At 40.2% G+C, this 24,671-nt stretch carries 25 protein-coding genes; 17 read left to right on the top strand and 8 right to left on the bottom strand.

Annotated elements, in window-relative coordinates:
* Nucleotides 1-41 precede the first annotated feature (41 nt).
* Nucleotides 42-992: a transaldolase gene (gene tal / locus ACQEXU_RS02905; protein WP_427009607.1), complete on the bottom strand. Its 951-nt coding sequence runs from the start codon at nucleotides 990-992 to the stop codon at nucleotides 42-44.
* A gap of 464 nt (nucleotides 993-1,456) precedes the next feature.
* On the opposite strand from tal, the gene ACQEXU_RS02900 reads away from it, so the two are divergent.
* Both ACQEXU_RS02900 and ACQEXU_RS02895 read left to right on the top strand, forming a co-directional pair.
* Nucleotides 1,457-2,449, top strand: a complete 993-nt coding sequence (locus ACQEXU_RS02900; RefSeq protein WP_427009606.1) for a sugar-binding transcriptional regulator — start codon at nucleotides 1,457-1,459, stop codon at nucleotides 2,447-2,449.
* Between the two features lie 984 nt (nucleotides 2,450-3,433).
* Nucleotides 3,434-4,294, top strand: coding sequence for a LysR family transcriptional regulator (locus ACQEXU_RS02895; RefSeq protein WP_427009605.1), 861 nt, complete (start codon nucleotides 3,434-3,436; stop codon nucleotides 4,292-4,294).
* Between the two features lie 32 nt (nucleotides 4,295-4,326).
* Here the strand turns inward: ACQEXU_RS02895 and ACQEXU_RS02890 are convergent, their stop codons facing one another.
* On the bottom strand, nucleotides 4,327-4,842 hold the full coding sequence (locus ACQEXU_RS02890) for an A24 family peptidase (RefSeq protein ID WP_427009604.1): 516 nt from the start codon (nucleotides 4,840-4,842) through the stop codon (nucleotides 4,327-4,329).
* Between the two features lie 145 nt (nucleotides 4,843-4,987).
* On the opposite strand from ACQEXU_RS02890, the gene ACQEXU_RS02885 reads away from it, so the two are divergent.
* From ACQEXU_RS02885 to ACQEXU_RS02825, 13 genes are all read left to right on the top strand, one after another.
* Entirely contained in the window at nucleotides 4,988-5,266 is a 279-nt protein-coding gene (locus tag ACQEXU_RS02885) for a Flp family type IVb pilin (protein WP_427009603.1), read from the top strand.
* A gap of 54 nt (nucleotides 5,267-5,320) precedes the next feature.
* Nucleotides 5,321-6,094 (top strand): pilus assembly protein CpaB, encoded by a 774-nt coding sequence (locus tag ACQEXU_RS02880; protein ID WP_427009602.1) that lies wholly within the window; start codon nucleotides 5,321-5,323, stop codon nucleotides 6,092-6,094.
* A gap of 76 nt (nucleotides 6,095-6,170) precedes the next feature.
* Nucleotides 6,171-7,418 (top strand): type II and III secretion system protein family protein, encoded by a 1,248-nt coding sequence (locus ACQEXU_RS02875; RefSeq protein ID WP_427009802.1) that lies wholly within the window; start codon nucleotides 6,171-6,173, stop codon nucleotides 7,416-7,418.
* Nucleotides 7,418-7,879 carry an ATPase gene (locus tag ACQEXU_RS02870; protein ID WP_427009601.1) on the top strand — a complete coding sequence of 154 codons (462 nt, stop codon included), beginning with the start codon at nucleotides 7,418-7,420 and terminating at the stop codon, nucleotides 7,877-7,879. Before ACQEXU_RS02875 ends, ACQEXU_RS02870 begins: the two co-directional genes overlap by 1 nt.
* 2 nt (nucleotides 7,880-7,881) lie before the next feature.
* Complete coding sequence (locus ACQEXU_RS02865; protein WP_427009600.1) at nucleotides 7,882-9,075, top strand: AAA family ATPase; 1,194 nt, start codon at nucleotides 7,882-7,884, stop codon at nucleotides 9,073-9,075.
* Complete coding sequence (locus ACQEXU_RS02860; protein WP_427009599.1) at nucleotides 9,072-10,337, top strand: CpaF family protein; 1,266 nt, start codon at nucleotides 9,072-9,074, stop codon at nucleotides 10,335-10,337. Before ACQEXU_RS02865 ends, ACQEXU_RS02860 begins: the two co-directional genes overlap by 4 nt.
* Entirely contained in the window at nucleotides 10,334-11,248 is a 915-nt protein-coding gene (locus tag ACQEXU_RS02855; RefSeq protein WP_427009598.1) for a type II secretion system F family protein, read from the top strand. The genes ACQEXU_RS02860 and ACQEXU_RS02855 overlap by 4 nt, the downstream gene beginning before the upstream one ends.
* A complete protein-coding gene (locus tag ACQEXU_RS02850; protein WP_427009597.1) occupies nucleotides 11,248-12,114 on the top strand; it encodes a type II secretion system F family protein in 867 nt (288 codons plus the stop codon). Before ACQEXU_RS02855 ends, ACQEXU_RS02850 begins: the two co-directional genes overlap by 1 nt.
* Nucleotides 12,114-13,247 carry a tetratricopeptide repeat protein gene (locus tag ACQEXU_RS02845; protein ID WP_427009801.1) on the top strand — a complete coding sequence of 378 codons (1,134 nt, stop codon included), beginning with the start codon at nucleotides 12,114-12,116 and terminating at the stop codon, nucleotides 13,245-13,247. The genes ACQEXU_RS02850 and ACQEXU_RS02845 overlap by 1 nt, the downstream gene beginning before the upstream one ends.
* Nucleotides 13,244-13,771 carry a TadE/TadG family type IV pilus assembly protein gene (locus ACQEXU_RS02840; RefSeq protein ID WP_427009596.1) on the top strand — a complete coding sequence of 176 codons (528 nt, stop codon included), beginning with the start codon at nucleotides 13,244-13,246 and terminating at the stop codon, nucleotides 13,769-13,771. The genes ACQEXU_RS02845 and ACQEXU_RS02840 overlap by 4 nt, the downstream gene beginning before the upstream one ends.
* The gene (tadF, locus tag ACQEXU_RS02835; RefSeq protein WP_427009595.1) at nucleotides 13,761-14,345 is read left to right on the top strand and encodes a tight adherence pilus pseudopilin TadF; all 585 of its coding nucleotides are present in this window, start codon (nucleotides 13,761-13,763) and stop codon (nucleotides 14,343-14,345) included. Before ACQEXU_RS02840 ends, tadF begins: the two co-directional genes overlap by 11 nt.
* Before the next feature lies 1 nt (nucleotide 14,346).
* Nucleotides 14,347-15,672, top strand: a complete 1,326-nt coding sequence (locus ACQEXU_RS02830; protein WP_427009594.1) for a TadE/TadG family type IV pilus assembly protein — start codon at nucleotides 14,347-14,349, stop codon at nucleotides 15,670-15,672.
* A gap of 1 nt (nucleotide 15,673) precedes the next feature.
* A complete protein-coding gene (locus tag ACQEXU_RS02825) occupies nucleotides 15,674-16,240 on the top strand; it encodes an OmpA family protein (protein WP_427009593.1) in 567 nt (188 codons plus the stop codon).
* 61 nt (nucleotides 16,241-16,301) lie between these two features.
* On the opposite strand, the gene ACQEXU_RS02820 is transcribed toward ACQEXU_RS02825, so the two are convergent.
* From ACQEXU_RS02820 to moeA, 6 genes are all read right to left on the bottom strand, one after another.
* Nucleotides 16,302-17,129, bottom strand: a complete 828-nt coding sequence (locus tag ACQEXU_RS02820) for a sulfurtransferase (protein WP_427009592.1) — start codon at nucleotides 17,127-17,129, stop codon at nucleotides 16,302-16,304.
* 69 nt (nucleotides 17,130-17,198) lie between these two features.
* Nucleotides 17,199-17,504 carry a hypothetical protein gene (locus ACQEXU_RS02815; protein WP_427009591.1) on the bottom strand — a complete coding sequence of 102 codons (306 nt, stop codon included), beginning with the start codon at nucleotides 17,502-17,504 and terminating at the stop codon, nucleotides 17,199-17,201.
* 60 nt (nucleotides 17,505-17,564) lie between these two features.
* A complete protein-coding gene (locus tag ACQEXU_RS02810) occupies nucleotides 17,565-18,053 on the bottom strand; it encodes a hypothetical protein (RefSeq protein ID WP_427009590.1) in 489 nt (162 codons plus the stop codon).
* Nucleotides 18,054-18,056: 3 nt separating this feature from the next.
* Nucleotides 18,057-20,174 (bottom strand): LruC domain-containing protein, encoded by a 2,118-nt coding sequence (locus tag ACQEXU_RS02805; RefSeq protein ID WP_427009589.1) that lies wholly within the window; start codon nucleotides 20,172-20,174, stop codon nucleotides 18,057-18,059.
* Nucleotides 20,175-20,356: 182 nt separating this feature from the next.
* Nucleotides 20,357-21,106, bottom strand: coding sequence for a molybdopterin-synthase adenylyltransferase MoeB (gene moeB / locus ACQEXU_RS02800; RefSeq protein ID WP_427009588.1), 750 nt, complete (start codon nucleotides 21,104-21,106; stop codon nucleotides 20,357-20,359).
* A gap of 8 nt (nucleotides 21,107-21,114) precedes the next feature.
* Nucleotides 21,115-22,350, bottom strand: a complete 1,236-nt coding sequence (moeA, locus tag ACQEXU_RS02795; protein ID WP_427009587.1) for a molybdopterin molybdotransferase MoeA — start codon at nucleotides 22,348-22,350, stop codon at nucleotides 21,115-21,117.
* Between the two features lie 150 nt (nucleotides 22,351-22,500).
* Between moeA and folE the strand changes: the two genes are divergently transcribed.
* Nucleotides 22,501-23,154: a GTP cyclohydrolase I FolE gene (gene folE / locus ACQEXU_RS02790; RefSeq protein ID WP_367989806.1), complete on the top strand. Its 654-nt coding sequence runs from the start codon at nucleotides 22,501-22,503 to the stop codon at nucleotides 23,152-23,154.
* A 103-nt stretch (nucleotides 23,155-23,257) separates the two neighbouring features.
* Complete coding sequence (dbpA, locus tag ACQEXU_RS02785; RefSeq protein ID WP_427009586.1) at nucleotides 23,258-24,634, top strand: ATP-dependent RNA helicase DbpA; 1,377 nt, start codon at nucleotides 23,258-23,260, stop codon at nucleotides 24,632-24,634.
* Nucleotides 24,635-24,671 lie beyond the last annotated feature (37 nt).

The raw sequence follows: 24,671 nt of genomic DNA, 5'->3' as shown, positions 1-24,671 counted from the left end.
AAGAGGGGAACGCAAACGTTCCCCTCTAGAAATTCTGTTGATTAAAGCTTAGCTTCAATCATTGCTTCAAGTTTGCCTTGGTCAACTGCGAAGTTGCGGATACCTTCTGCAAGCTTCTCAACTGCCATAGCGTCTTGGTTGTGGTCCCATAGGAACTCAGCGTGAGTCATTGCAGCAGGGCGCTCTTTAGCACCTTTAGAGTCAACTAGCTTCTCAACTACTTCACCTTCAGCTGCTTCTAGTTCAGCAAGAAGTGCAGGAGCGATAGTTAGACGGTCACAACCAGCAAGCTCTAGGATCTCACCGATGTTACGGAAGCTTGCGCCCATTACTACAGTGTTGTAGCCGTACTCTTTGTAGTAGTTGTAGATGCTAGTTACAGATAGTACGCCTGGATCTTCTTGAGCTTCGAAGTCACGACCTTCTTTCGCTTTGTACCAGTCCATGATACGACCAACGAATGGAGAGATTAGGAATACGCCAGCTTCTGCACAAGCACGAGCCTGAGCGAATGAGAATAGTAGAGTAAGGTTACAGTTGATGCCTTCTTTCTCTAGGATTTCAGCTGCGCGGATACCTTCCCAAGTAGAAGCCAGTTTGATAAGGATGCGATCGTTAGTGATACCTGCATCGTTGTACATTTTAACTAGTTGACGTGCTTTCGCTACGCTGCCTTCCATATCGTAAGATAGACGAGCATCTACCTCAGTAGAGATACGGCCAGGGATAGTTTTTAGGATTTCTTTACCGATGTTTACCGCTAGCATGTCACAAGTGTCTTGTACTTGTTGTGCTTTGTCGTCACTTTGCGCTTTAGCGTATTCAATTGAAGCATCGATTAGAGGTGCATACTCTTCGATTTGAGCTGCTTTCAGGATTAGCGAAGGGTTAGTCGTTGCATCTTCTGGTTGGTATTTCTTGATTGCATCAATTTCACCAGTGTCAGCTACTACAGTCGTTAGTTTACGAAGTTGCTCTAATTTGTTGCTCATTCCGATCATCCTATTTCTTGAGCTTGTCCTTTGTTTGATTAAACAAAGTAGCTCATTTGCAAGCGGGTTAGCTGTTAATCAACTGCAAGTATATGCGCAGGTAGACATTAACTAACAAAAATCTCTGTCCTATTAAACAGATGTCATGAACATATGTTCAATAGGTGAGTAAATGATGTATCCATATTTATCTGAACCAATATGAAAGTCAATCCAAAATCGTGAGGTTAAGTGACCTAAATCACCATTTTTTTATACGACAAACGGTATTTGGAAAAAGTAAACGTTTTCCTTGTTTTGCAAGGCTTCAGACTAGCGCTTCAAAGAGAAAATATAATGCTGAGAATGTGTAATGGCCTTGAGCAAATGTTGCATTATACTTAGGGGGTAGCATATGCTTAGGCAATGAGCGGATGCTCAAACATCCAAAATAAAGCCGAAATGCAAGCCTAGAGATTTATTTTATGAGCAACTCACATTCAGACACTTCTTTGGAAAATACAGATGTACTCACTGAGATAGCTGTTGCGTATTATCAAGATGGGGCCACTCAAGAAGAGATATCAAAGAAATTTGCGATTTCTCGTGCAAAAGTCGGACGCATGTTAAAACAAGCTCGTGATGAAGGCATCGTTGAGATCACCGTAAAATATCACCCTGTTTTTAGTGCAAAGATAGAACAAAGACTCATTGAGCGGTTTGGTGTGAGGCGTGCATTGATTGCATTAGATCAGCCAAATGAAGAACAACAAAGAAGACAAGTGGCTGGTCTTGTATCAAGTTATCTCGATTCATCGTTAAAAAATGGGATGGTTGTGACTGTAGGTCAGGGGCGTAACGTATCAGCTGTCGCTCATCATGTCGGTGTGATCACGCCCAGAGATTGTAAGTTTGTATGCGGAATAGGTGGTATTCATCCACGTGGAGGGATGTTTAATGCTGACCATATTTGTCGCCAATTCGCAAAAAAGTATGGTGGTAATTCAGAAACCTTATATGCGCCGGCATATGCAGAAAATAGAGCACAAAAATTGGCCTTTATGCAAAATGCGACCGTTAAACAAACCTTAGACTTGGCTAGAAAGTCAGATGTTGCACTTATCGGCATTGGTGACATGAGTGAAAACAGTTATATGGTCGACTTAGGCTGGTTCACTGCAGATGAAGTAGTTCAATCACGATTACAACAGGGGGTAGTGGGGGATTTCGCGGGTTACGACTTCTTTGATATCTATGGGAATGCCGCTGACACCGTAATGAGTGACCGTGTTATTGGATTGGGTATCGAAGAGTTCAGACCAATATCTGAAGTAATTGCTATCGCAGCAGAAAACAGCAAACCGCTAGCATTGTTAGGTGCGTTGCGTACTGGAGCTATCGATGTTATCGCAACAAGTGTCAGTAATGCATTAACGGTTTTAAACCTAGACGAACAAATAGCAGAAGCAAAAAATTGATATCAATCTAGGAAGACTCCTTTAAAACGATGCTACTCCCCAAAATGACTCATACAAAATAGATTTTGTGTTGATAAATACTTAACACGGCTACTCGATTTCATGAGACGTTGTTAAACGCATGTTTAAAACAAAGCCAAGGCTTAAATTAGAGTAATTACGCTAATTTAAAGACATTAAACGACCTGTTAAAAACATAATTTATTTAGTTAAGTTTTCAAAAAGAGCTTAGACCAATGATTCAACTAAATATCATTTTGTTATAACCAAAGATATCACTCAGACTATATCAATATAAAAGGAGTATCACCGGAGATTAAGACTTGAATTTGGTAGGTAACTTTTCCTTCTAAAAATTGCATTTCTATTCTTAAAACAAGAATCCGCAAAATACAGGGAAATGTAAATTCCCATTAATAACTCTAAATACATATAGAAGATGTAAATAAATTATTATCAATTTTGAACTCAGGTCTCGTTTGAAACATTTAGTTACTTTGTAAATATAAAACTTCATAATGTTGACTTTGCTTCCAATCACTCTTGTTATTTTGCTTACTTTTTGTACAGTCCGTGTGTAAATATTCTTTTTTTTATAAATTTACCTTGGTTGCAAATCACACAATTATTGCAATTATGATAATAAATCTTAAAAATTAGAGTTTTGTAATGCTCTATGTCATTGATATTAATCTATAGTGTGACATCCATTCCAAAAATGACCATGGGTGTTTTATGCTCACAGTTATTCGTACGCAATGTTAGATATAGTTAAATCACTCAAAGAAACCTTATGGTATTTGGGGATATGGCTAACATAAGCAACTATTTGTACGCATTAATACGTTGCCTTATAAGTAATTCTTATGCGTGTATAACGAATATTTTTTTGTAACTGTTATGACGTATTGTTACTTTGATGCCAAATTACTAATGAATAATAAAAATAAACAAAAATGAGCAACATCGAGGTAAGTCGCTGCCATGAAAACAATGAATAGAGTCATCGATGCAAAATATTTAAGGACCTTTTCCCAAGTTGCTAAGCATAAAAGTTTTACTGCTGCTGCAGAATCTTTATTTATGACACAGCCAGCAGTTTCTCAGCACATAAAAAAAATTGAATCTTTAATCGGGGCCAGTATTTTTGAACGAAAGGAAGGATTTGGATTAACAAAACATGGGCAAGTTCTATTAGAATATGCTGATAGAACAATGTCAATGTATGAAAAACTTTTTGAAGACCTCGAACGTGTAGAAATAAGAGATCAGTTCAATATAGCAATTGCAGATTCTTTTTGTCCGGATCTTGTCGAAAGGGTAGTTAATGAATTTAGAGTGTTAAACAACACAGATTTAGCTTTTACAAGTTTTGGATCAAACCAATGTTTAGAAGCTCAACAATTTGATTTGATTTTTAGCATGGACAGAATGCCAGAAGAACATGGTAAATCATATCAATTACATACATCTAATTACGTGATAGCACATTCCAATTTTGTTGATCCTTATGAATGCTATCCAACGCGTATTGTTTATTGCAACACGCTGACAAAATCTTATGTTCAAGAGCTTCTAACTGAGCGAAATATAGATTTTAGTTATGTATCAAGTTGGGTAACTACAAGCTCTTCAAGATTAATGAAAAGCGAATTAGATACACCAGGCACAATTCTAGTCTGTCCAGATTGGTCCGTGCGTAGCTCGGAATGTACCAAGCTTTCGCTACGTCAACGTGTCAACATGTATGTATGGTGTAGTGATGAGATCTCTCAGGAGATCGATGAGTTGGGCATTAAAAATAAAATCCACCAAATGTGCGGTCCGTACGTCACAGATTCTTAAAGCTGCTTTTCCATATTCATTAACACCAAAGTTCATGACGATAGTGCAGATAAAGTAGCAAAAACAAAACAGCTTAATGAGATTGGTATCCCGTATGGGATGCCATTTTCAAACATAGGTAGCTTTTTGCTTTTATACCATATTGTCATAACAACAAGTTGCACTCCACCTAAAAGCCCGATCATAATTAAGGCTGGAAATAGTAAGTCGGGTTTAATACCTACGAGAAATGCACTCAATAATTTTACGTCGCCCGCACCAAATACTCCTAAAAGCCAGAGTAATAATAAAATAACAAACCCGCCAACAGCAAAAGGGACAGAATCCCATATAAATCCATAACAAAGAGCTGCAACTGCATTTGTAAATAAAACAGTTTTGTTTATACGATTTGATATTTTACGTTGTGTACCGTCAGACCAACAAATAAAAGCTGTGACGAATAAATTCGACATGAAAAACGGTAAATAGAACAATATTTGAGCTTTCATGCCTTTGAGTCTAATGGCAAGATTTTTTAATTCAACCGTGTTAATACTAATTTGCACATAATTATTTCTTATGAGAAATGTAATAATAAAAAACAATTATACTGACATAATAAACAATAATTGGATAGCAACTGGTACTTAAGTTATTTTATTATCGCCAATAAGTAAATGTGTTTGCTTGAAAATGTAAAACGAGGAAATTATGTATTATAAAACTTTAGCTAAGTTTTCGGAATGGAAAACAAAATTCAGAGATGATATTCGTGGTGTTACTGCAGTTGAATATGCAATTATTGCAGTAGTGATGTCTGGCATTGTATTAGCAGCTTTTAATAGCACTTCATTAAGAGGTGGTATTGAACGAGCGCTAGCACAGGTTGAAAGTACTCTGGACGCTGCTGATGGTACGGGTGGTAGTAATGCGGGTGGTACTGAACCGGGTGGTACTGATACGGGTGGTACTAGTACACCTAGTAGCTAATAGTCTCTAATCAAGGGGCGAAAGCCCCTATTTAATGAAGCAATTGGATCGGTCATGAATAGAATTATCACATTGATTCTTGTTGCACTTGTCATATTTACTACTCTTTTTTTTATTGCGAATAATTACTTTTCTTCAAATGACTTGCCTAAGGATGAGGCTATAGAAGATCCATTAGTGTCGATTTATGTCGTTAAAATGGATGTTAAGAAATCTCAATTTTTATCTCAAGGCATTATTATGACTCGTGAGCTTAAACAATCTGAGTTGAAAGGGTTTAATTATATAGAAGCAGAAAGAAATAAACTAAGCCCAAAAGCAATTTTTAGAAAAGATATTAGCTCAGGTACATATTTAAGCAAAGATATGATATCAACACCAAAAGACAGTGATTATATGTATCTTTCACTTAAAAAAGATGAATTACCATATCTTTACGAAGCGACAGGAATTGGTGTTGTTCAGTCATTTGATTTAAATCCTGGTGATAAAGTAAGTTTTGTTTCAACGACATCGTCCAAGTCAAATTTAATTGAGTCAGGTTATAGAGATTTTGGTCATTTAGTTAGTAAGATTATCATCAGTAACGCTCGTATCCTTCAAGTCGTTAAGGGGGAAGGTGAAGACGATGCCGGTGATGTGGAAAATAAAGAGTACAGCTTAGTTATTGCGTTAAAACTACAAGATGTCCTTAAGCTGGAAATGGCACAAAAAATTGGTGACGTAAATATCATTCCTTCAGAAGTTAATAAACGATTTTTATCGATAAGAAGCAGCGATATTTTAGAAAACCAGTTTGGTGTTAGAGAATTAAGAGGGACAAATTAAAATGACAGGAAGACTTAAAAAGATTATTCCTTTGGTTATTGGGTTTGTTTCAATCGATCTTTATGCTTCTGGATTAATGAATTTAGACCAAGGTGCTGCAAAGACAATTAGTTTAAAACGTCAGGTAGCAACTGTGTTTGTAGCAAACCCACACGTAGCAGACTATAAAATTATTGATGATGATAAGGTCGTTGTTTATGGAGTAGGTCAAGGGACGACTTCTGTCATTGTTTATGATCGCGGTGGTAATGAAATCTACAATTCAGAACTTGTAATTAATCAAAGCCTAAGACTACTTAAGCAAACGTTAATAGCACGCTTTCCCGACGAAAACATTGTAATTTCTAATGTCGGTGATCAAGTGGTTATTGATGGTGTTGTGAGTAGTGAAGAGGTAAAGAAAAAAGTTTATCGCTTAGTGGGTGAAATGCTTAAAAAGCAACGCGATCGTAAAACATATAAAGCTCCACAAGATGGTGGAGGTAGTGACCCTATTTACTATATGTCTGAGTACATTTACGAACAGGTTATCAATAATCTAAAAGTACTAACGACTGAACAAATTAATGTAAAGCTCACAGTGGCAGAAGTTTCAAGCTCGTTTTTAAGCGAATTAGGAGTGAGTTACAGTGACAATGGCCAGTCAGGTCGATTTGTAAATAAACTACTTGATTTTACGGCTCAAGACATAGTCGCTGTCATATCTGCAAGTGGTGACGACAAAATTGGCCAGGTATTAGCTGAACCAAACTTATCTGTTATATCCGGTGAGCAAGCAAGTTTTCTAGTTGGTGGTGAAATTCCTATAGCGGTCCGGAGTGAAGATGGCATAAGTGTTACCTACAAAGAATATGGCGTTAAGCTCTCAATGATTGCTAAGGTAACTGATACCGAAAACATCCGTTTATCGCTGCACCCAGAAGTTAGTTCAATTGATGAATCAACCAAAACTTCGACGGGTTTAATCACTGTGCCTTCATTACGAACACGTAAAGCGAATACAACTGTTCAACTTAAAGATGGCCAAAGCTTTGTTTTAGCGGGCTTATTAACCTCAGAGGAACGCGAAGCTTTGAGTAAAATCCCTATTTTAGGTGACATTCCAATTTTAGGGGCGCTTTTTAGTCACACAACCACCAATCGCTCTAAAACAGAACTCATTATCGTGGCGACGGTCAATCTCGTTAATCCAGTAGAACCTGAAGACATCAAATTACCAAGCTTTCGTCGTACTAGTGACATAGAACGACTCTTACAAATTGATTTATCGGGTATAGATGAACCTGAGCTTGAGAAAGCTATCAACGCAGGAGGTTTCAACTAATGCGAATTTTAATAATCTCCTGTTTATTTTTGATGAGCTTCGGTTGTTCTCAAACAAAGGTTTCCAATACGCAAATAATCGACCAAATCGAAGAAAAGATTGAATTTGATGTGGTAAATGTCAGTGAATCTATCAAACGGGCGACAAGTTTTATACGCAAAGTAAATCGTGAGCAACCTAAAGCGCGCTTTGAAATTGTTTATAAAACAGCTGCTAGCGAGTTTGTCGATAAACTCAATGCTAAATTTAGCTCTGAGGGTATCCTAAAAAATCGATATAGCATCATTCTTGCAGAAAATGAGCAAGTTAAGTCCGTTACGATTCGTGCCTTATATATACAAATTGAGAGTAATAATTGTGGTGTTTTGAACTTTAAAAACCGCGATAAATATCGGTTCGGATGTGCTCTTGAACACAATCGTAACATTAGCTTAGTTAATCCAGTTAAAAGCGTGAAATGAGTATGGACTTAAACAATTTATTCCAAAGCTCGTCAGTTCGAACCAAGACACACAATGAGTCTACTGATCTTATCGTTTCGGACGATGAACAATTGCTTAATTCTATAAGAGAGCTGTACGCAATTGAAGGATACTCTGCACCTATAGAAGTACCGGATTTAGAGTCAGATGAGTCTTGGAATCGATCTGATGTGAACTTGAAACACGTTATTTTAGATATGCGAGGTGCAAATAGACTTGTTGATGATGTGTCTATAATAGCAACTCGTCTTGATGTCAGTATTTCTTTGCTTGTTTTAGCTGATATCGATTCCATTAAGTTACGAAACCAAATCCATGCAATAGGCGCTATTTATGTGCTTTGGGACCCAGATCTTGACGGGTTACTTGCGTCACTTCAACCGCATCAAATTGATAACTTATCAACCAAGAAAACACGCATTGCTAAACGCATTTTAATTTTGGGTACGAAAGGCGGAATAGGGGTTTCTTGTTTTAGTTCAGTGATCGCAAATGCTTTGGCTACTCAAACTAATTTGAAGACCCTCTTAGTTGATCATGATTCTGGTGCGACGAATAGTGATATTTTTCTCGGTGTTAAAGGGTTGAAACCAAAACAGAACAGTATTGACCTAAACCAAATTGATATTGATAGCGCCATTGCTAGAACTTATGTTCATAGAGTTGAGGATAAGCTTGATTATTTAGTGTTGGACAAAAACAGTGCGTGCTTAGCCGATCACGCTTCTACCTTATTTAATTTATCTTCTGAACTCGTTGACCAATACAATTTTATTATCGACTCAGCTCCCTTTAGTGTGTATGAGGAAATCCACGACAGAGAATTCTCTGATAAATATCACCGCGTGTTTGTTGTCTGCGAACCCTCGGTGTCCTCTTTACGCTCTTATAACTTATTAAAGAAAAAAATGGGGAAATCCGAACATCAAGTGGTGTTTATCCTTAACCGACCAGTCAAAGACTATATGGTCACTCTTTCAAACGCGAAGGAGCGTATCCGAGTCAAAGATACACTCGATATCATGTATGAACAAAATCTCGAAAAGACGATGATACAAGAAGGAATTGAAGGGCTCATGAAGTCAAAATACTCCAATCCTGTTGCGGAAGTTGTTATGAATCTGACAGGGAAAAAAATCAAAACCAAATCACGCTTTTCTCTGTTTAAAAAATGAATCAATTAAAACAAATATATATCGAGCTTCGCGACGAAATTTTTGATGCTTTAGATGCAGCAACGTTAGTTGAAATCAGCAATGATGAGCTCGAAGAACAACTAAAAGAATCAGTAGGCTTGCTTATCGAACGCAGGCAGCTGCAAGTGAGTTCGATTAAACGAGTCGAACTTGTGAAGGCGCTATTAGATGAACTAAAAGGATTAGGGCCTCTTCAAGCGTTAGTCGATAACGATAATATCTCCGATATTATGATTAATGGTCCTTCCGATATCTTCATTGAAATAGGGGGGAAAGTAGAAAAGTCTCCAATTCAATTCGTTAATGAAAAACAACTCAGCACGATAGCTAAACGTATCGCTTCTAATGTTGGTCGCCGTATCGATGAGTCTAAGCCTTTGTGTGATGCCAGATTGGCTGACGGAAGTCGTGTAAACATCGTGATTCCTCCACTCGCGATCGATGGAACATCAATTTCAATTCGTAAGTTTAAAGAACAGAAAATAAAACTCGAAAATTTGGTTGAGTTTGGTGCCATGTCAGTTGAAATGGCCAAACTGCTTTCAATTGCAAGTCATTGTAAATGCAACATTCTAATTTCAGGTGGTACTGGTTCAGGTAAAACAACTTTGCTTAACGCATTATCTGGTTTTATCGGAGAGGGTGAGCGTATCGTCACCATTGAAGATGCAGCAGAACTGCAACTACAAAAACCTCATATTGTACGACTTGAAACAAGGCAAGCGAGTGTCGAAGGGACTGGGGAGGTAACCGCTAGAGATCTGGTGATAAACGCACTGCGTATGCGCCCAGACAGAATCATAGTGGGTGAGTGTCGAGGTGGCGAGGCTTTTGAAATGCTTCAAGCGATGAATACAGGACACGATGGGTCTATGTCTACTCTCCACGCCAATACACCAAGAGATGCCATTGCGCGTACGGAAAGCATGGTGATGATGGCGACGGCAAGCTTACCAATATCGGCAATACGCAGAACCATCGTTAGTGCTGTTGATCTTATCGTGCAAGTAAAACGTCTACACGATGGCAGTCGTAAAGTTATGTACATTTCCGAAATCTTAGGGATGGAAGGAGAAAACGTTGTAATGGAAGATATTTTCCGTTTTGAGACTAGCCCAGATCTAGATAACGACAGGATCAAAGGTGAATTTCGCACACCTGGTTTGTCAACGCGCTCTGTGATTTACGAACGTGCAAAGTTTTTTGGTTTAGAAAAAGCGGTCAAGGAGATTTTCTCGTGATATGGATTTTAATATTGTCATGGATGGCGCTGTTACTTTACCTACTAATAGAGCGGTCAAAGCGAAATAAAAAACTGAGCACCTTGATTGATATGCACGCTGACTTTGAAGGAATTAAAGGTGTACGTTCAGTCATTGATTCCCACCAATTCGATGAGAGCCTAAAGGCGCGCATCACACAGAAGTACAAGCGTGCGATTAAAGTATTTCAACCCAATATGGCTTTAAAATTGACGGTGTTTTTCACCGTGAGTACCGTTGTTGTATATGTCCTAAATGATTTCTTTTTAAAAATGGATTTTCTGGTTTGCTTAATCATTTCAGAACCCATCTTGTTTGTCATTTTCTATATCAAACTGCAACAACGACAAGCTGAACAGTTTAAAAATAACTTTCCCGATGCGTTAAACATTCTTAGCGGCGCAATGTCTTCAGGTCAAAGCATTGTTCATGCATTCGAGTATGTAGGTAAACAGCTCGACAACGAAGTCGGGCATGAGTTTAAACGCATGGCAGAGCGCTTGCTTATTGGTGAAGACCCAGATGACGTTTTAGAGAGAAGCAGCAACAATTTTCCTTACCTTGAATACTTTTTCTTTGCTTCAACTATCCGGATCAATCTCAATCGTGGCGGTCAACTCAAAGACGTAATCAACCGGATTAATCGTTTAATGTTTGACTCAAGAGCCGTTGATAAAAAAAAGAACGTGCTTACCTCCGAGGCACGCGCTTCTGCAAAAATCATTGCTTCTTTGCCTGTAATATTCCTCGTAATTCTAAAATTTATGAGTCCAGAAAATTATAATTTCGTTATGTTCGAAGAAGGAGGCAAACCGATTTTTTATTACGTTTTGATCAGTGAATTTATCGGTTTTGCTTGTATCTGGTTCATCTTAAAAGGAGTGGACTGATGGAATTAAATAGTGTTTTGCTTTGGGGGGCTATTTTTCTTGCTTCATTGGGACTTGCCGCTTTATTTATGATGCTTTGGGATAATACCAAAGCCAACATTGCAACCAGAAAAATTATTGGTTCAACACGAGAAGAAAGCAAACGTTCTGAGGCTTTACATGCAATCACAAGTCGAGTGAGTTTTAACAAAGAAGAAACAAAGAAAAAATTCATTGCCGCCGGAATTTATAGCGATTTTTTAGTAGACACTTATTACTTGTTTAAGATTATACCCTTTGTACTTTGTCTAGTTGCCATTGGTTACGGATATTTGAGCAATGATCTAAGCCTTTTTATGACGCTAATATATCTACTTGGTGCCGTTATTGCCTGCATTATTGGACCAGACGCTTATATTTCAAGTAGAGGGAAATCAAACATTAAACACATCAGCTCTAGATTGCCGTTTTTGCTCGATTTGATGAATGTCTGTGTGCATAGCGGAATGACGATCGAGTCAAGCTTGGATTACCTTTCAAAAGAGTTAAATGCCGTCGATAAACATTTGGCTTATGTTGTGCGCGTAACTGTTGAGCGCTCTAAGGTCGTAGGTATAGAGAAAGCGCTGGAAGAATTCTATGAATTAGTCCCCACAAGCGAGTCACAAAGTTTTGTTATGACATTAATACAAAGCCTTCAGTTTGGCTCTTCGGTCGGCCCGGTGTTGGCGACTTTAGCAACAGATATTCGCGAAATTAACATGATGGATTTAGAAGAAAAAATAGGCAAGATGGGCGCAAAAATGTCGATTCCACTTATCGCATTCATTATGGTCCCAATCGTCGTTTTGATAGTCGCTCCCGGCATTATGAGGATGTTAATGTGATGAAGAAAATTCTAGGCTTACTGCTCAGTGTTGGGCTGTTTTCTGGCTGCACTAGTGTTAACACAGAATTGGCAACAAAAGAAAGATTGCTGCTTGGTTCTGGTGATGATGAAAAGTTAGTTGAGTTCTACAAGTCAAATCTCCAAAACGAACCGGATTATCGCGTTAAATTGGTCAACTTATATCTGGATATGAAAGATGTAAAGTCGGCAGAACTATATAGCAACACATACAGCGACAGTGAACTTGATGAACCTGAATATATTCTCACAGTAGCTCGACTTAACTACCAAAAGAAACGATTTGATGCTGCAAAGAAAGAACTTGAGAAATACCTCGATGAAGGCGGTGAGGATTATGAATATGCGTTACTTACAGGGAAAATTCTAGCCCGTCAAAAACGCTTTGATGATGCAATCAAGCAGTTTGAAGAAAGTCGTAAGCTTGGGGCGTCAGATAGAGAAGCTCGCAACAATATTTCCGTAGTGAAGATGATGCAATTCGATTATATGGGAGCTACCGATATTTTGTATGACCTTTATTTAGGTGACCCAAACGATACAAAGGTTCGATCCAACTTAGTTGTCGCTTCAGTTAACGCTGGGAGACCTGATATCGCCTTGGAAGTACTGAAACATAATAACAGTGATGAACAAGCGCGAAAACAGCTCAACTCTTTGATGAAGTCAGTGAAAAAGAATGAAGGAAGGGTGCAAACTATGAGGCTAGCGAGTACAGAAAAGGCGTCCCCCTTGGCATCAAATAAAGGGCATCCCAAAAGCAAAAGAGAACAGGTCCTGTCAAAGCCAAATGCATTTACCAAAGAGAACGGTTTTCAACCGGGTAGCCACATGTTAGATGGATCTGTATTAGACCCAAGAAATCTAAAACCGGGTACTCCTTCAACGTATCGCATTCAAGTTCTAGCAACGTATTCAGTGATCCCGTCCGATTATCTTAACTATTTAAAATCAAATTTTGGTCCGGTGTATTCATATACCCATGGGCTTTGGAAGCGTTACTGCATTGGTAGTTTCACCGATTTAGATCAAGCCAAATCATTTCTAGATAGCTTGGACATTAAAGGCGCCTTTATTGTCGACTACACCAAGAAAAGGTATGTGAAGCTATGAGAAAAAAACAAAAGGGTTCATTAACAGTTGAAGCTGCCATTGGGATCCCTATTTTTCTTGCGGTCGCATTTGCGTGGGTTGAAATCTGCATCATGACGTATTCGATGAGTATGACAGATCATGCATTAACAACTGCCGTCATGCGTGTAAAAAAAGCGGGGAGCTCAAGTAACCGCGATACGGTCAATTACTCTCAGAGGATACATGATGAACTGAACAAAGCAGGGGGGTTGTTATGGGCTAATGTTGTCCAAGAAGGAAGTGTACAAATAAAAGTGGATTACTTTCGTAATTATGACAGTTTACTCGAGTGTGACGACAGTTACGATAACGCAGAGGAATGTCCAGATCGCGAAGAACAACCAAAGGATATGGCCATTGCTATTTATGGTTTGGTTTACACCTATGATCCAATCGTGTCAATTTGGTTTCCTGAAATACGTATTCGACGTGAAATCATAACGATCCAAGAGTACGAACGTTGTTCATTCAAAGTTGGTCAAGGAGCAGGTTGTGCAAGTTAAACAAAAGGGCTCTTTTACTGTTGAACTAGCGTTAGTATTAGTATTCGCATCGGGAATATTCCTAGCAGTTGTTAACTATATGTTGGCTGTAAATCAAAAAGGTCAATTGGATAGAGCAACTTATTCGCTTACAACTATTTTAGCCGAGCGAAAACAACTATTTAGCGATGACTTAGACGTTTGTGCCGGAAATTGCAATCGAACGAAAAATACTCTTTTTTCCATTGCCTCATCTTCGCTAAGACGCATGACCCCAACCTTTGACAAAACCAAATTTGGCATGCGAATAGATGAAATACGACTAACAGAACGTACACTACCTAACGGACAGATAAAGTATACGCGCCATCATAAACGGTTAGAGAAAGGGAATGTAATTGGATGTAATTTCCCAGATATGGAAGATATAACCGAGGAAAGAGCCAACGAATTATTGCCAGTTACATCACGTAAAAGACGATTACCTATGTATCAAGTATCACTGTGTTATGAGATTCCATTTAACTTGCTAGGTGTAACTAGTGGAGAAGTAAATCACATCATTAGTACGTCATATTCATTCGCAAGGATTTAATATGAAATCAATAAGAAAAAATCGAGGCGTAGCAGGAGTTCTTTTTGTTGGTGTCTTGCCTATGATGGTCATTGTTATGGCATTTTCAATGCAAATGTCGCAACAGTTGATGGCTCACGCAAGGATACTAGAAGCATCTGAAGTCGCTAGCTTAGCACTTATTGCAAGCCCTAAAGGCAACGAAGACGATAACGTAGCTTATGCAAGACAGCTGGTTGATCGTTACATTGTCGATAATATTGAAGATATCGATGTCGAAGTTGTTGATCGCAAATGTGAGTATAAGGACGGTTGTGTTCAAAACAGTGGTGAACTTGCACCGTTTACTGACTTAATTGTTCGCGCGACATCTAAACATCGTTCATGGATATCTTATGAAGAAGTCAACTTAAAACCAGAATTTCAGGTCAAAGGACAATCAACTACACGTATGTACTTACCACAACCTGTTGATGTTTACTTTATTGGTGATTTTAGTGGTTCAATGAAAGACCCGTGGAGAGACGGCAAATCAAAACTACAAGTGGTTAAAGATACGATTGTACGTGTAATCAATGATCTCAAAGAATTTGAAACTGAGGACAAAAGTAGAGTATCGCTAGTTGGATATAGCTATTACCATCTAAAGCAGACAAGCGAAGTAGTTCGTGTCAATAAATATGGCATGAAACGTCGCTGGCCAATGAAAATTGCCTACGATTACCGCCGAAATACACCTAAATTAACAGTCGCAAATATGTTCAACACTCCAAGAGAGTTCCAAAGAACTGGAAAACCTCAGGGGTGGATGGGGTACAAAGCGACAAAGGATTTAGTCGAAGCAAATGAAGAATTTGTTGAGCGATACCCATTTTACGATATTCCCCTGACAGATAATTACGACGTTTTTAAAGCAAAGGTTCTAGATACGAATCTAAAAGCAAATTGGGGAACAAGTTCTTGGAACGGCATTATCGCAGCCGCTCAAGAAGCTAACAAAGCTAAGGACTTAAACCCAGAGCAAGTATTTATTGTCCTCTCAGACGGAAAAGATTCTGGTGGTGGCGGGTACCTTCAGTCCCTTGTAGATGCAGGGCTATGCACTAAATTGCGTTCCAAGATCAGTTCGAAGAAAAATCGATATCAGAGTGATTCATCCAACCCAGATGACAATGAAAAAACCAAAGTTACCATGGGCGTTATTGGGATTAACTATCAAGTATCTGCAAGTGATGGTTTCGGTGACTGCTTCGGTAGAGAGAATATCTACCACGCGAAAGATGGTGACGATGTTTACAAATTCATTCTGAACTTAATTAACGAAGAAACAGGAAGACTTAAGGATTAACATGAAGTACCCAGTCATTATTACCGCTATACTCATATCTCCACTGGGTTATGCCAACTGCCTTGGTGGGGTCAATGAATATGTTACATCGAAGCAGTTGGTCTCTTCTCATAAAGTGACGACGCAAGTCTCTGGTAAGTTAGTACAGCTTGAGTCGACCACCCCAAACACACAATTGAGCTTAAATAGTGAAAAGATAAAAACAACACCATCAGACGAGGCATGTTTTTATGATCAAAAGACTAAATCTCTTGTCTTAAACTACGCGCACGACAAATATCAATTAACAACAACGCACAAAGATGTGTTGGCCCAATATTTACCATTGGTTCATGATAAGTCACAAATATTTATTGAGGGGCATGCTGATAGTACAGGTACCAAACAATACAATAAGGGACTATCGGCACGCAGAGCCAAAGAAGTTGCCAACTACCTTAAACATAACTTGAAGCAAGGTAATCGAATCGTAGAAAAAGCATTTGGAGAAAGCGCACCAATATGCCAAGTGGAACAAAATCTAGCAACTGGTTGTAATCGTCGTGTCGTATTAACCGTCAAGCAGTAATTGCCATTGAAATAGATTTTAACATGTATTAAAAAAGCCAGTGATTGCCACTGGCTTCTGCTTATTCAATAGGAAGATCTGATCTCTGTCCCCATTCAGTCCATGAACCATCATATACAGACAATTGCTCATAACCACATAACTTTGCTGCCAAAAGGACGATACAAGCGGTCACACCAGAACCACAGCTAAAAATATACTGCGTTTTGTCTTGTTCAAGCTTAGCTTTAATTATCGGTTCAAGTGCTGAAGTCGCTTTTAACTTATGGCCATTCATTAATTCAGCAAAAGGCTGACACACTGAACGAGGAATATGCCCACTGCGTATTCCTTCACGAGGTTCTGGTACTTCAGCATCGAAACGAGCTTGAGAACGCGCATCAAGCGTTTGGATATCCGGTCTATCAATAGCCTTTAGAACGGTAGCGGCATCAACAAAATAATCTGGAGATAGCACTCCAAAAAAATCACCATCGGATTCAACACTCCGATAACATCGAGTTGTTTCGTAACCATGAGCTTTCCACTCAGTCAGCCCACCATCTAGCACATAAACATATTCGTGCCCCATAGCCTTGAGCATCCACCATGCTCGCGGGGAAGCAAATGTCCCACTGTTGTCATAAACAACAAGAATTGAATCGTTATTGATGCCTTTATCTTGCATTAACTGATTAAAGCGAGCTTCGCTCGGCATCATGTGGGGAAGGGAGGAGGATGGTTCGCAAAACTCTTTGTCATAATCAAAGCGAATTGAGTTAGGGATGAGGTTTTCAGTATCCTTCTCGTTCTCAGAAGGGATCTTGAAATCAATACTACAATCAAGGGGAATAACTCGCTCCTCTCCCAGTCGGTTAAAAAGCCACTCAGCCGTTACTAGTATCATCATAATCACCTCAAAACTTTTCTTATATTGCTATTTAAACATAGTTGTAGCGACGAAATGTGAGTTTTAAGTTTATTCTGGATTGCAATGAAGAACTTTGTAGACCTCATCTCCAAAAGATGTGGTTTCTTTTTGTATACGAACATTAGAGCCCACGGGGCAATACAAGCTTGCCACAACGTGAATTAATAGCGGCTCATTAGTTTGCGTTATTATATTTAAGTATCGCCTTTGACCATCTAAAGATTGAGTGAGCGTATTAGCCGTTACCTTTGCGGAAAATTCATGTACATTTTTTTGCTGTAAGCTAAAGCTCAGTATCATTAAAACGATTACTGCTGCTATTAGCATGGCCAGATATACCTTAGGACTATTCATATCGTCTCTAAAAAATAGATACACTGACCTTACTATAGCGAGTCAGATAGAAAAACAAGTTCAATAAATCCAAGAACTTTGATTTCCGTTTAAGGTTTTTTGTAACGGGGAACTACCGTCATAAAACCAAACTTCTGCTAACAAACTAGCCTGAGATTCTTTGATACAGAAATCCAGCTTGGCGACTCCATTGTTCAATGAACCAGCGGTTAGCTTTGAATTATAGACTGGGGTATAGCTACCATCTGCGTTCTGTTCAAATTGCCCATAGATGGAAACATAAGCTCTGTTGGTTGAATAACTGCTGATATCGATGTCGAAAACATGCCCCTCAACTGGGTTGTAGTCAAAATTCTCCGGCACAACTAATTCATTCATATAGCGTAGTGGCATAACGTCAGCTATCGGCGGCTGAGTCGATGTTTCGGGAGCCGTGACGGTTGAATTACTTATATCATTGGTGTCAGCAGTGCTCCCTATGTCATCACCACCGCCGCCACAACCCATTATGAATAAGATAAGAGTGATCATTGGACATGCATATTTCATCATTTATTCTCCCTCTTGGTAAATGCGGCTAGTGACTGCATTTTGTAGTAAGTACCAATTCTGTTTTTGCTGACCACCAGATTCTGCGTAAGCCGCAAAGTCTGGATAAGCATTTACTAAATCAACCTTTTCTAACGGCCATTTCCATTCGTCAGTAACCATGAGCGCAAATGGTAAATTAGTATTGGTTTTGAAGTATCGACCAGTAACGGCATTGCTTGAGTCTTCCCCTAAACCTAACAAATTATCCGAATTGAATTTTTCAGTCGGTGCGTGGTCAGCTAAATGGACTTCCCATGAACGACCCGGCTGAAAAGGAAGCCCTTCACCGTGATAATACCCGGGAGTGGCAAAAATAAATGGGTCATAAGGCATTGCCATCAACCCAGACGTATCGGCACCATCTTTTAACGTAATATTTATCGTAAAAGAAAAGTTTAACGACTCATGACAGTTCGATAAGGTGCGGAAGTATTCACAGCTGACGCTCACATAGTCAGACAACTTATTTGAAATGATAAATATGGCTTCAGAAGAGTCGGCTTCAAGTCCCGAATGCGCTAATTGCACGCCATTATGCAGCTGGCGCGTCAATGCTTCGTCAATATCAGCACGAGCCAGCCCAGCAAGACGAACAGCAAATCCATTGTGAAAACCTGCACCGTAGGCAGCAAGGTAACCTTCGATTTTTGATTGAGTCACTGTACCGTCAGTTAATGTTTCAGTTACACGGTAACGAATAACGACATCATTCATATCGTAATCGACAGTAAATGGCCAATTATCTTCAAAAGCGACCGTCGCATATCCAGATGCGCTTGGGTAATAGCGAATGGCAACACCATCGACGGATATTAAAATTTGGTGATCTTCCACTTCTCCGGATTGCGCACCACCGAAATAATCCAATCCGGTCTGTTGGCTAAAGCGAAAGCGTGTCCACGTTTCCCCCATGACGGCACTATTTGGGACTGGGTAAAACAGAGTATTGCTACCTGCAGTTAGCGAAACATCACTAAATACTTTTTCTCCTGCATCGTCAAAGTCACCATCTTGGTTCCAGTCAAACCATGCAGAGAGATAGCCAGTCGTGGATGCTTGAACAACAACAATTGCATCCGTTCCTGCCTCAATTGCGGTAACAAATCCGACACCATCTTCATCTGCATATCCGGCTTTATTATCATTAAGCGGTGCAAGTAATCCATCTTGCTCACCATCCGGTCCAATGTTTCCAAGCCAGGTGATTCCATCAATAGCATGACGAGGACCATTTGAAGCTAGAAGTGTCACGTAAGAGTCGGGGGCGTCACCAAAGTCAATGGTCGAATCTTCGTCAATCACGGGCGCATTCGCACAGCGCGCACCATCATTCTGGTTAGAGCTTGGACCATCGGCAAATTTAACTGCTGTTACAATGCCATTATCAATGTTGTCTTGGCTGGACAGGTCAATACGATAGATGTTCCCATCTGAATTGCGCGATATGTAGTAATAACCATTAACGTCAAAGTAACCAGCGCCAAATGTTCCGGTAACACCCACATTTCCGATGTATATTTCACCCCCCACATCCGTATCGAAGCGGTATAAATTCCCCGTCGAATTATCGACACCATAAAGGTTGCCATCTCCGGGGTGAAAAGCGAAATCAGTAAGAGAAACCGTTGCAATCGAGCTAATCTTTATAACGTCAAGCACCGCATTTGGGTCGCTATCCAGTGGGCTCAAATCAACTTTGAAAATTCCTTTTCCCTTGCGATAAAGGTAGAAAACATGCTCATAAACGTCACCGACGAAAAATGTATGGTCAGTGGGTAAACCCGATGTATTTAAAATTTGTGCTTGGAAGTCTTTTCCTAATCTAACGAGACGTTTATTCGACGTATCGTAGCCATATATATAACGGTCTTGAAAGTCGAAACCAACCGCATTGATATTGGCATTAATGCCTGTATCACTTTCTAGTAGTGATGTTTGTCCTGTAACGAGGTTAACACCATAAACCTGAACGGGATTTGCTTGAAATAAATACGCTTTACTTGGACAAATATCGAATGGAGTCGCTATGGCGAGCGCAGAATAGAATATAGAGAAAACAAGAATCAGTAATTTTAGCATTGTCAGTCTCCTTCCAAATGACGTTGGAAGACACTAAACAAGTAACATGCCAAGCTATAAGACACTGATATATATAAACTTAATCTAATTTCAAAATAAAGAATGGGCGCATTCTCACTTTGACAACGATAATGAGAGAGTAAATTTGGCAAAACGATAAAAACATTTTGCCAAATTGAGAATCATGAGCAGACAGGACAAGCGGGGATTTTCATCAAGTTCATTTCGCGCCATGACATGGTCATCGCGTCAAGCATAAGGATCTTACCTTGCATTGGCGTTCCGTAGCTCGCTAATACTTTAATTGTTTCCATCGCTTGGACCGCACCGACAATACCAACGACAGGAGCCATCACGCCAGCCTCCACACACGATAGTACGTTACTGCCAAACAGCGAGCTTAAACACTGGTAACAAGGTTCATCTTTGTCTTGATACATAAACACGCTCACTTGACCTTCCATACGGATTGCTGCGCCTGAAACAAGTGGTGTTTTGCTTTGGTAGCATAGCTTGTTAAGTTGATTACGTGTATCAACGTTATCTGAAGCATCCAGAACTAAGTCATGTTGTTCAATAAGTTGAATCAGATTTTCATCAGCTAAGCGCTTATCAACCGTTTCTACGGTGATATGCGGATTAAGTTCTCTCAACGTCTGTGCGGCTGAATCCACCTTTTTAACACCAATATCGCAATCGTGGTGAAGTACTTGCCGTTGTAAGTTAGACAACTCGACCACATCATCATCAATCAACGTAAGCTTACCAACGCCTGCAGTAGCCAAATATTGACTAGAAGCACAGCCAAGCCCGCCAGCCCCAAGGATTAACACCGAAGCTTGTTTCAACGCTTCTTGGCCTTCGAAATCGAATTGCTTAAGAATGATCTGCCGGTTATACCGGAGCATTTCACTGTCTGACAGAATATCCAAAAGAACTCCTAATATAACGTATCGTTAAACAGTTGAATTTGGACAGTTTCGCCGACTTCAACCCGGGCACGCTCGCGCTCGAGTACAACAAAGCAGTTAGCAAGGCTCATCGAACGAAATGCGCCAGAGCTTTGATTACCGGTTGTCTCTACCACAAACTGACCATTTTCTAATGTATAAATACCACGTTGATAGTCTGTACGCCCCGGTGCTTTTTTAAATGCGGTTTTGGTAACAGCAGGGATAGATAAAGGTGCTTTCCATTCCGTGTGACCAGCTAATTTTGCTAGCATAGGTTGGACCAAGACATACATTGTTAACACTGCCGAGACAGGGTTACCCGGAAGGCCGCAAAATAGGGCGGTATTAAGCTTACCAAAAGCAAAAGGTTTGCCCGGTTTAATCGCTAATTTCCAAAAGCCGATCTCACCAAGTTCTTCCAAAATGTCTTTCGTGTAATCCGCTTCACCAACGCTCACACCACCAGATGTGACAACCACATCTGCAAGGGATTGCGCTTTTTCGAAGGTTGCTTTCAACGTTGCTGGACAATCAGGAATAATGCCAAGGTCAATGGCTTCGCAGCCAAAGTTTTCGATCAACGGTTTAATGCCATAACGGTTGCTGTCGTAAATCTGGCCATCTTCAAGAGGTTCACCAAGTGAGCGCAGTTCATCACCAGTTGAGAAGAACGCGACTTTGGGTTTGCGTACAACCGTCACATGGCTAACACCGAGTGACGCGATCATTGGGATATCACGTGGGGTTAGTTTCGCCCCTTTAGGCAGAACCATATCGCCTTGCTTGATGTCGTCACCCGTTGGTCGGATATTGTTCTGTGGCTTTACATTCGTTTGCTTAAACAAAACGCCTTGTTCAGTCACTTCTGTTTCTTCTTGCATGATGACGGCATCACAACCAGTCGGGATTTTTGCGCCAGTCATAATGCGAATACAGGTGCCCTCCGGCCAATCGCCTTCAAACGGCTGACCAGCAAACGACTTGCCTGCCATTGGTAGGGTACTGTTTTTGCTTAAGTCGGCAATTCGAACCGCATAACCATCCATCGCCGAGTTATCAAAAGGCGGTACGAAAATTGGCGAAAGTACGTCTTCCGCTAATACGTAACCTAATGCATCTGCAAGGGGAAGTTTTAAGGTGGTTTGAATTGGTTTGATTTGCGACAGCATTTTATCCATCGCTTCTTCAATCGGCATTAAGCCCGGAGCATCACAGCAACCCATGGAGATATCCTGTTGTATTGTAATTTGTGGCCAACTCTACCATAGAAAGGGGTTTAGAAAGAATGACCACCAATAAAATATGGTCGTAATTATTCAAAAATCCGAGTATCCTTGTCAGCCATCCGAAAGGGGTATTTAAGAGGAAGTGCGATGTCAGGTCTTAGCGAATCAGCCAAGTTAGTAAAAGATGCGCTAGAAAGCCGAGGTTTAGAGACACCAATGTCTCCAAATCAGTTCAACCGTGAAGAGAAAAAGGAAAAGATCGAGCACCACATGCGTGAGATCCTTTCTCTACTAGAATTAGACCTGTCTGACGACAGTCTGGAAGAAACCCCTCAGCGTATTGCTAAGATGTACGTTGACGAGATTTTCTCTGGTCTGGACTATCATAACTTCCCCAAAATTACGGTTATCGAAAACAAGATGAATGTCAGCGAGATGGTTCGTGTGAAAGACATTACCGTAACCAGTACTTGCGAACACCACCTTGTCACCATTGATGGAAAAGCCGCCGTGGCTTACATTCCACGCGGAAAAATCATTGGTCTTTCTAAGATTAATCGCATTGTTCGTTTCTTTGCTCAGCGCCCACAAGTGCAAGAGCGTATGACGCAGCAAATTTTGGTTGCACTGCAAACCTTGCTGGAATCGGATGATGTAGCGGTTACCATTGATGCCACTCACTACTGCGTGAAATCTCGTGGTGTGATGGACGCAACAAGTGAAACTACAACTACTGCGCTGGGGGGAATATTTAAATCCAACTCAGCCACCCGCCATGAATTTTTACATGGCTTACGTTAATTAGAACGAAGTATTGAGATTGATAAAAACCGCTTCCATTCGAAGCGGTTTTTAATTTAGTTGCATTAGCAACCCACAAAATTAAAGACATTAGGAAAAAATTGTGACTGTTCCTTTTAATACACTGCCACTAAAACCTGAGCTATTAGACACCCTGAAGTCATTGGGCTATAGCGAAATGACGCCTATTCAACAACAAAGCTTACCGGTGATTTTACAAGGTAAGGATGTGATTGGTCAGGGGAAAACGGGTTCGGGTAAAACTGCAGCGTTTTCATTGGGGTTATTATCAAACCTCAACGTAAAACGATTCCGAGTACAGTCTCTTGTTTTATGTCCGACACGTGAGCTCGCAGATCAAGTTGCGAAAGAAGTTCGTACACTTGCACGCGGTATTCACAATATTAAAGTGCTAACTTTGTGTGGCGGTATGCCGATGGGACCACAAATTGGTTCACTTGAGCATGGCGCACATATTCTCGTTGGAACGCCTGGTCGCATCCTCGATCACTTATCCAAGGGTCGTATTCAGCTAAATGAGCTCAACACACTAGTCTTGGACGAAGCCGATCGCATGTTAGAAATGGGATTTGAGGAAGCAATTGACGCGATTTTGGCTCAGGCGCCAGCCAATCGCCAAACACTTCTGTTTAGTGCAACTTTTCCAAAAAATATTGAATCGCTTGCAACGAAGGTAATGCAAAACCCTGAGATGATTCAAGTTGAGTCAACTCATCAACACACCACCATTACTCAGAATATTTATCAACTAGATACAACAGAACAGCGTGATGATGCATTAGAAGCTTTGTTGCTCACTCATAAGCCTGAATCATCCGTCGTATTTTGCAACACCAAAAAAGAAGTAATGAATGTGACCGATGAATTGTCACATCGCGGATTCTCAGTGGTCGAGCTGCATGGTGACATGGAACAGCGCGAGCGCGAACAAGCATTGACTATGTTTGCAAATAAAAGCATTTCTATTCTGGTCGCAACTGATGTCGCAGCGCGTGGCTTAGATGTCGATAACCTAGACGCAGTATTTAACTTTGAGTTATCGCGTGACCCAGAAGTTCATGTCCATCGCATAGGTCGAACAGGCCGTGCGGGGTCAAAAGGTGCAGCATTCAGTTTCTTTGGTGAGAAAGAAGCTTACCGTGTTGCACGCATCGAAGAGTATATGGATGTCGTATTAGAACCTTCGAAACTTCCAGAGAAACCGATCGAAAGACCTTTCTACCCGAAAATGCAAACTATCCAAATTTTAGGTGGTAAGAAGCAAAAAGTGAGAGCGGGGGATATTTTAGGTGCACTCACAAAACAAGCCGGTATCGATGGCAAGCGCATTGGCAAAATCAACATACTACCGATGGTTTCGTATGTTGCCGTTGAGCACGAAGTTGTTAAACCTGCATTGAAACAGCTTCAGACAGGGAAAATGAAAGGGCGTAGCTTCAAAGCGCGAGTAATGAAATAACTCAACATCATAAAAAACAGCCAGTGGAGAAATACAC

The organism is Vibrio sp. TRT 21S02, assembly GCF_050113675.1.
Lineage (GTDB): Bacteria > Pseudomonadota > Gammaproteobacteria > Enterobacterales > Vibrionaceae > Vibrio.
Note: the sequence above shows the minus strand (reverse complement) of the source record. Positions and strands in the feature narration are given on the sequence as shown.

What these genes read in the sequence shown, in the direction of transcription:
- ACQEXU_RS02865 (WP_427009600.1), top strand. Translation starts at nt 7,882, where the DNA reads ATGGACTTAAACAATTTATTCCAAAGCTCGTCAGTTCGAACCAAGACA.
- ACQEXU_RS02820 (WP_427009592.1), bottom strand. Translation starts at nt 17,129, where the DNA reads ATGATGATACTAGTAACGGCTGAGTGGCTTTTTAACCGACTGGGAGAG.
- ACQEXU_RS02860 (WP_427009599.1), top strand. Translation starts at nt 9,072, where the DNA reads ATGAATCAATTAAAACAAATATATATCGAGCTTCGCGACGAAATTTTT.
- ACQEXU_RS02870 (WP_427009601.1), top strand. Translation starts at nt 7,418, where the DNA reads ATGCGAATTTTAATAATCTCCTGTTTATTTTTGATGAGCTTCGGTTGT.
- ACQEXU_RS02805 (WP_427009589.1), bottom strand. Translation starts at nt 20,174, where the DNA reads ATGCTAAAATTACTGATTCTTGTTTTCTCTATATTCTATTCTGCGCTC.
- ACQEXU_RS02840 (WP_427009596.1), top strand. Translation starts at nt 13,244, where the DNA reads ATGAGAAAAAAACAAAAGGGTTCATTAACAGTTGAAGCTGCCATTGGG.
- folE (WP_367989806.1), top strand. Translation starts at nt 22,501, where the DNA reads ATGTCAGGTCTTAGCGAATCAGCCAAGTTAGTAAAAGATGCGCTAGAA.
- ACQEXU_RS02880 (WP_427009602.1), top strand. Translation starts at nt 5,321, where the DNA reads ATGAATAGAATTATCACATTGATTCTTGTTGCACTTGTCATATTTACT.
- ACQEXU_RS02895 (WP_427009605.1), top strand. Translation starts at nt 3,434, where the DNA reads ATGAAAACAATGAATAGAGTCATCGATGCAAAATATTTAAGGACCTTT.
- ACQEXU_RS02830 (WP_427009594.1), top strand. Translation starts at nt 14,347, where the DNA reads ATGAAATCAATAAGAAAAAATCGAGGCGTAGCAGGAGTTCTTTTTGTT.
- ACQEXU_RS02815 (WP_427009591.1), bottom strand. Translation starts at nt 17,504, where the DNA reads ATGAATAGTCCTAAGGTATATCTGGCCATGCTAATAGCAGCAGTAATC.
- ACQEXU_RS02900 (WP_427009606.1), top strand. Translation starts at nt 1,457, where the DNA reads ATGAGCAACTCACATTCAGACACTTCTTTGGAAAATACAGATGTACTC.
- moeA (WP_427009587.1), bottom strand. Translation starts at nt 22,350, where the DNA reads ATGGGTTGCTGTGATGCTCCGGGCTTAATGCCGATTGAAGAAGCGATG.
- ACQEXU_RS02885 (WP_427009603.1), top strand. Translation starts at nt 4,988, where the DNA reads ATGTATTATAAAACTTTAGCTAAGTTTTCGGAATGGAAAACAAAATTC.
- ACQEXU_RS02810 (WP_427009590.1), bottom strand. Translation starts at nt 18,053, where the DNA reads ATGAAATATGCATGTCCAATGATCACTCTTATCTTATTCATAATGGGT.
- ACQEXU_RS02845 (WP_427009801.1), top strand. Translation starts at nt 12,114, where the DNA reads ATGAAGAAAATTCTAGGCTTACTGCTCAGTGTTGGGCTGTTTTCTGGC.
- ACQEXU_RS02825 (WP_427009593.1), top strand. Translation starts at nt 15,674, where the DNA reads ATGAAGTACCCAGTCATTATTACCGCTATACTCATATCTCCACTGGGT.
- ACQEXU_RS02850 (WP_427009597.1), top strand. Translation starts at nt 11,248, where the DNA reads ATGGAATTAAATAGTGTTTTGCTTTGGGGGGCTATTTTTCTTGCTTCA.
- tal (WP_427009607.1), bottom strand. Translation starts at nt 992, where the DNA reads ATGAGCAACAAATTAGAGCAACTTCGTAAACTAACGACTGTAGTAGCT.
- ACQEXU_RS02875 (WP_427009802.1), top strand. Translation starts at nt 6,171, where the DNA reads ATGAATTTAGACCAAGGTGCTGCAAAGACAATTAGTTTAAAACGTCAG.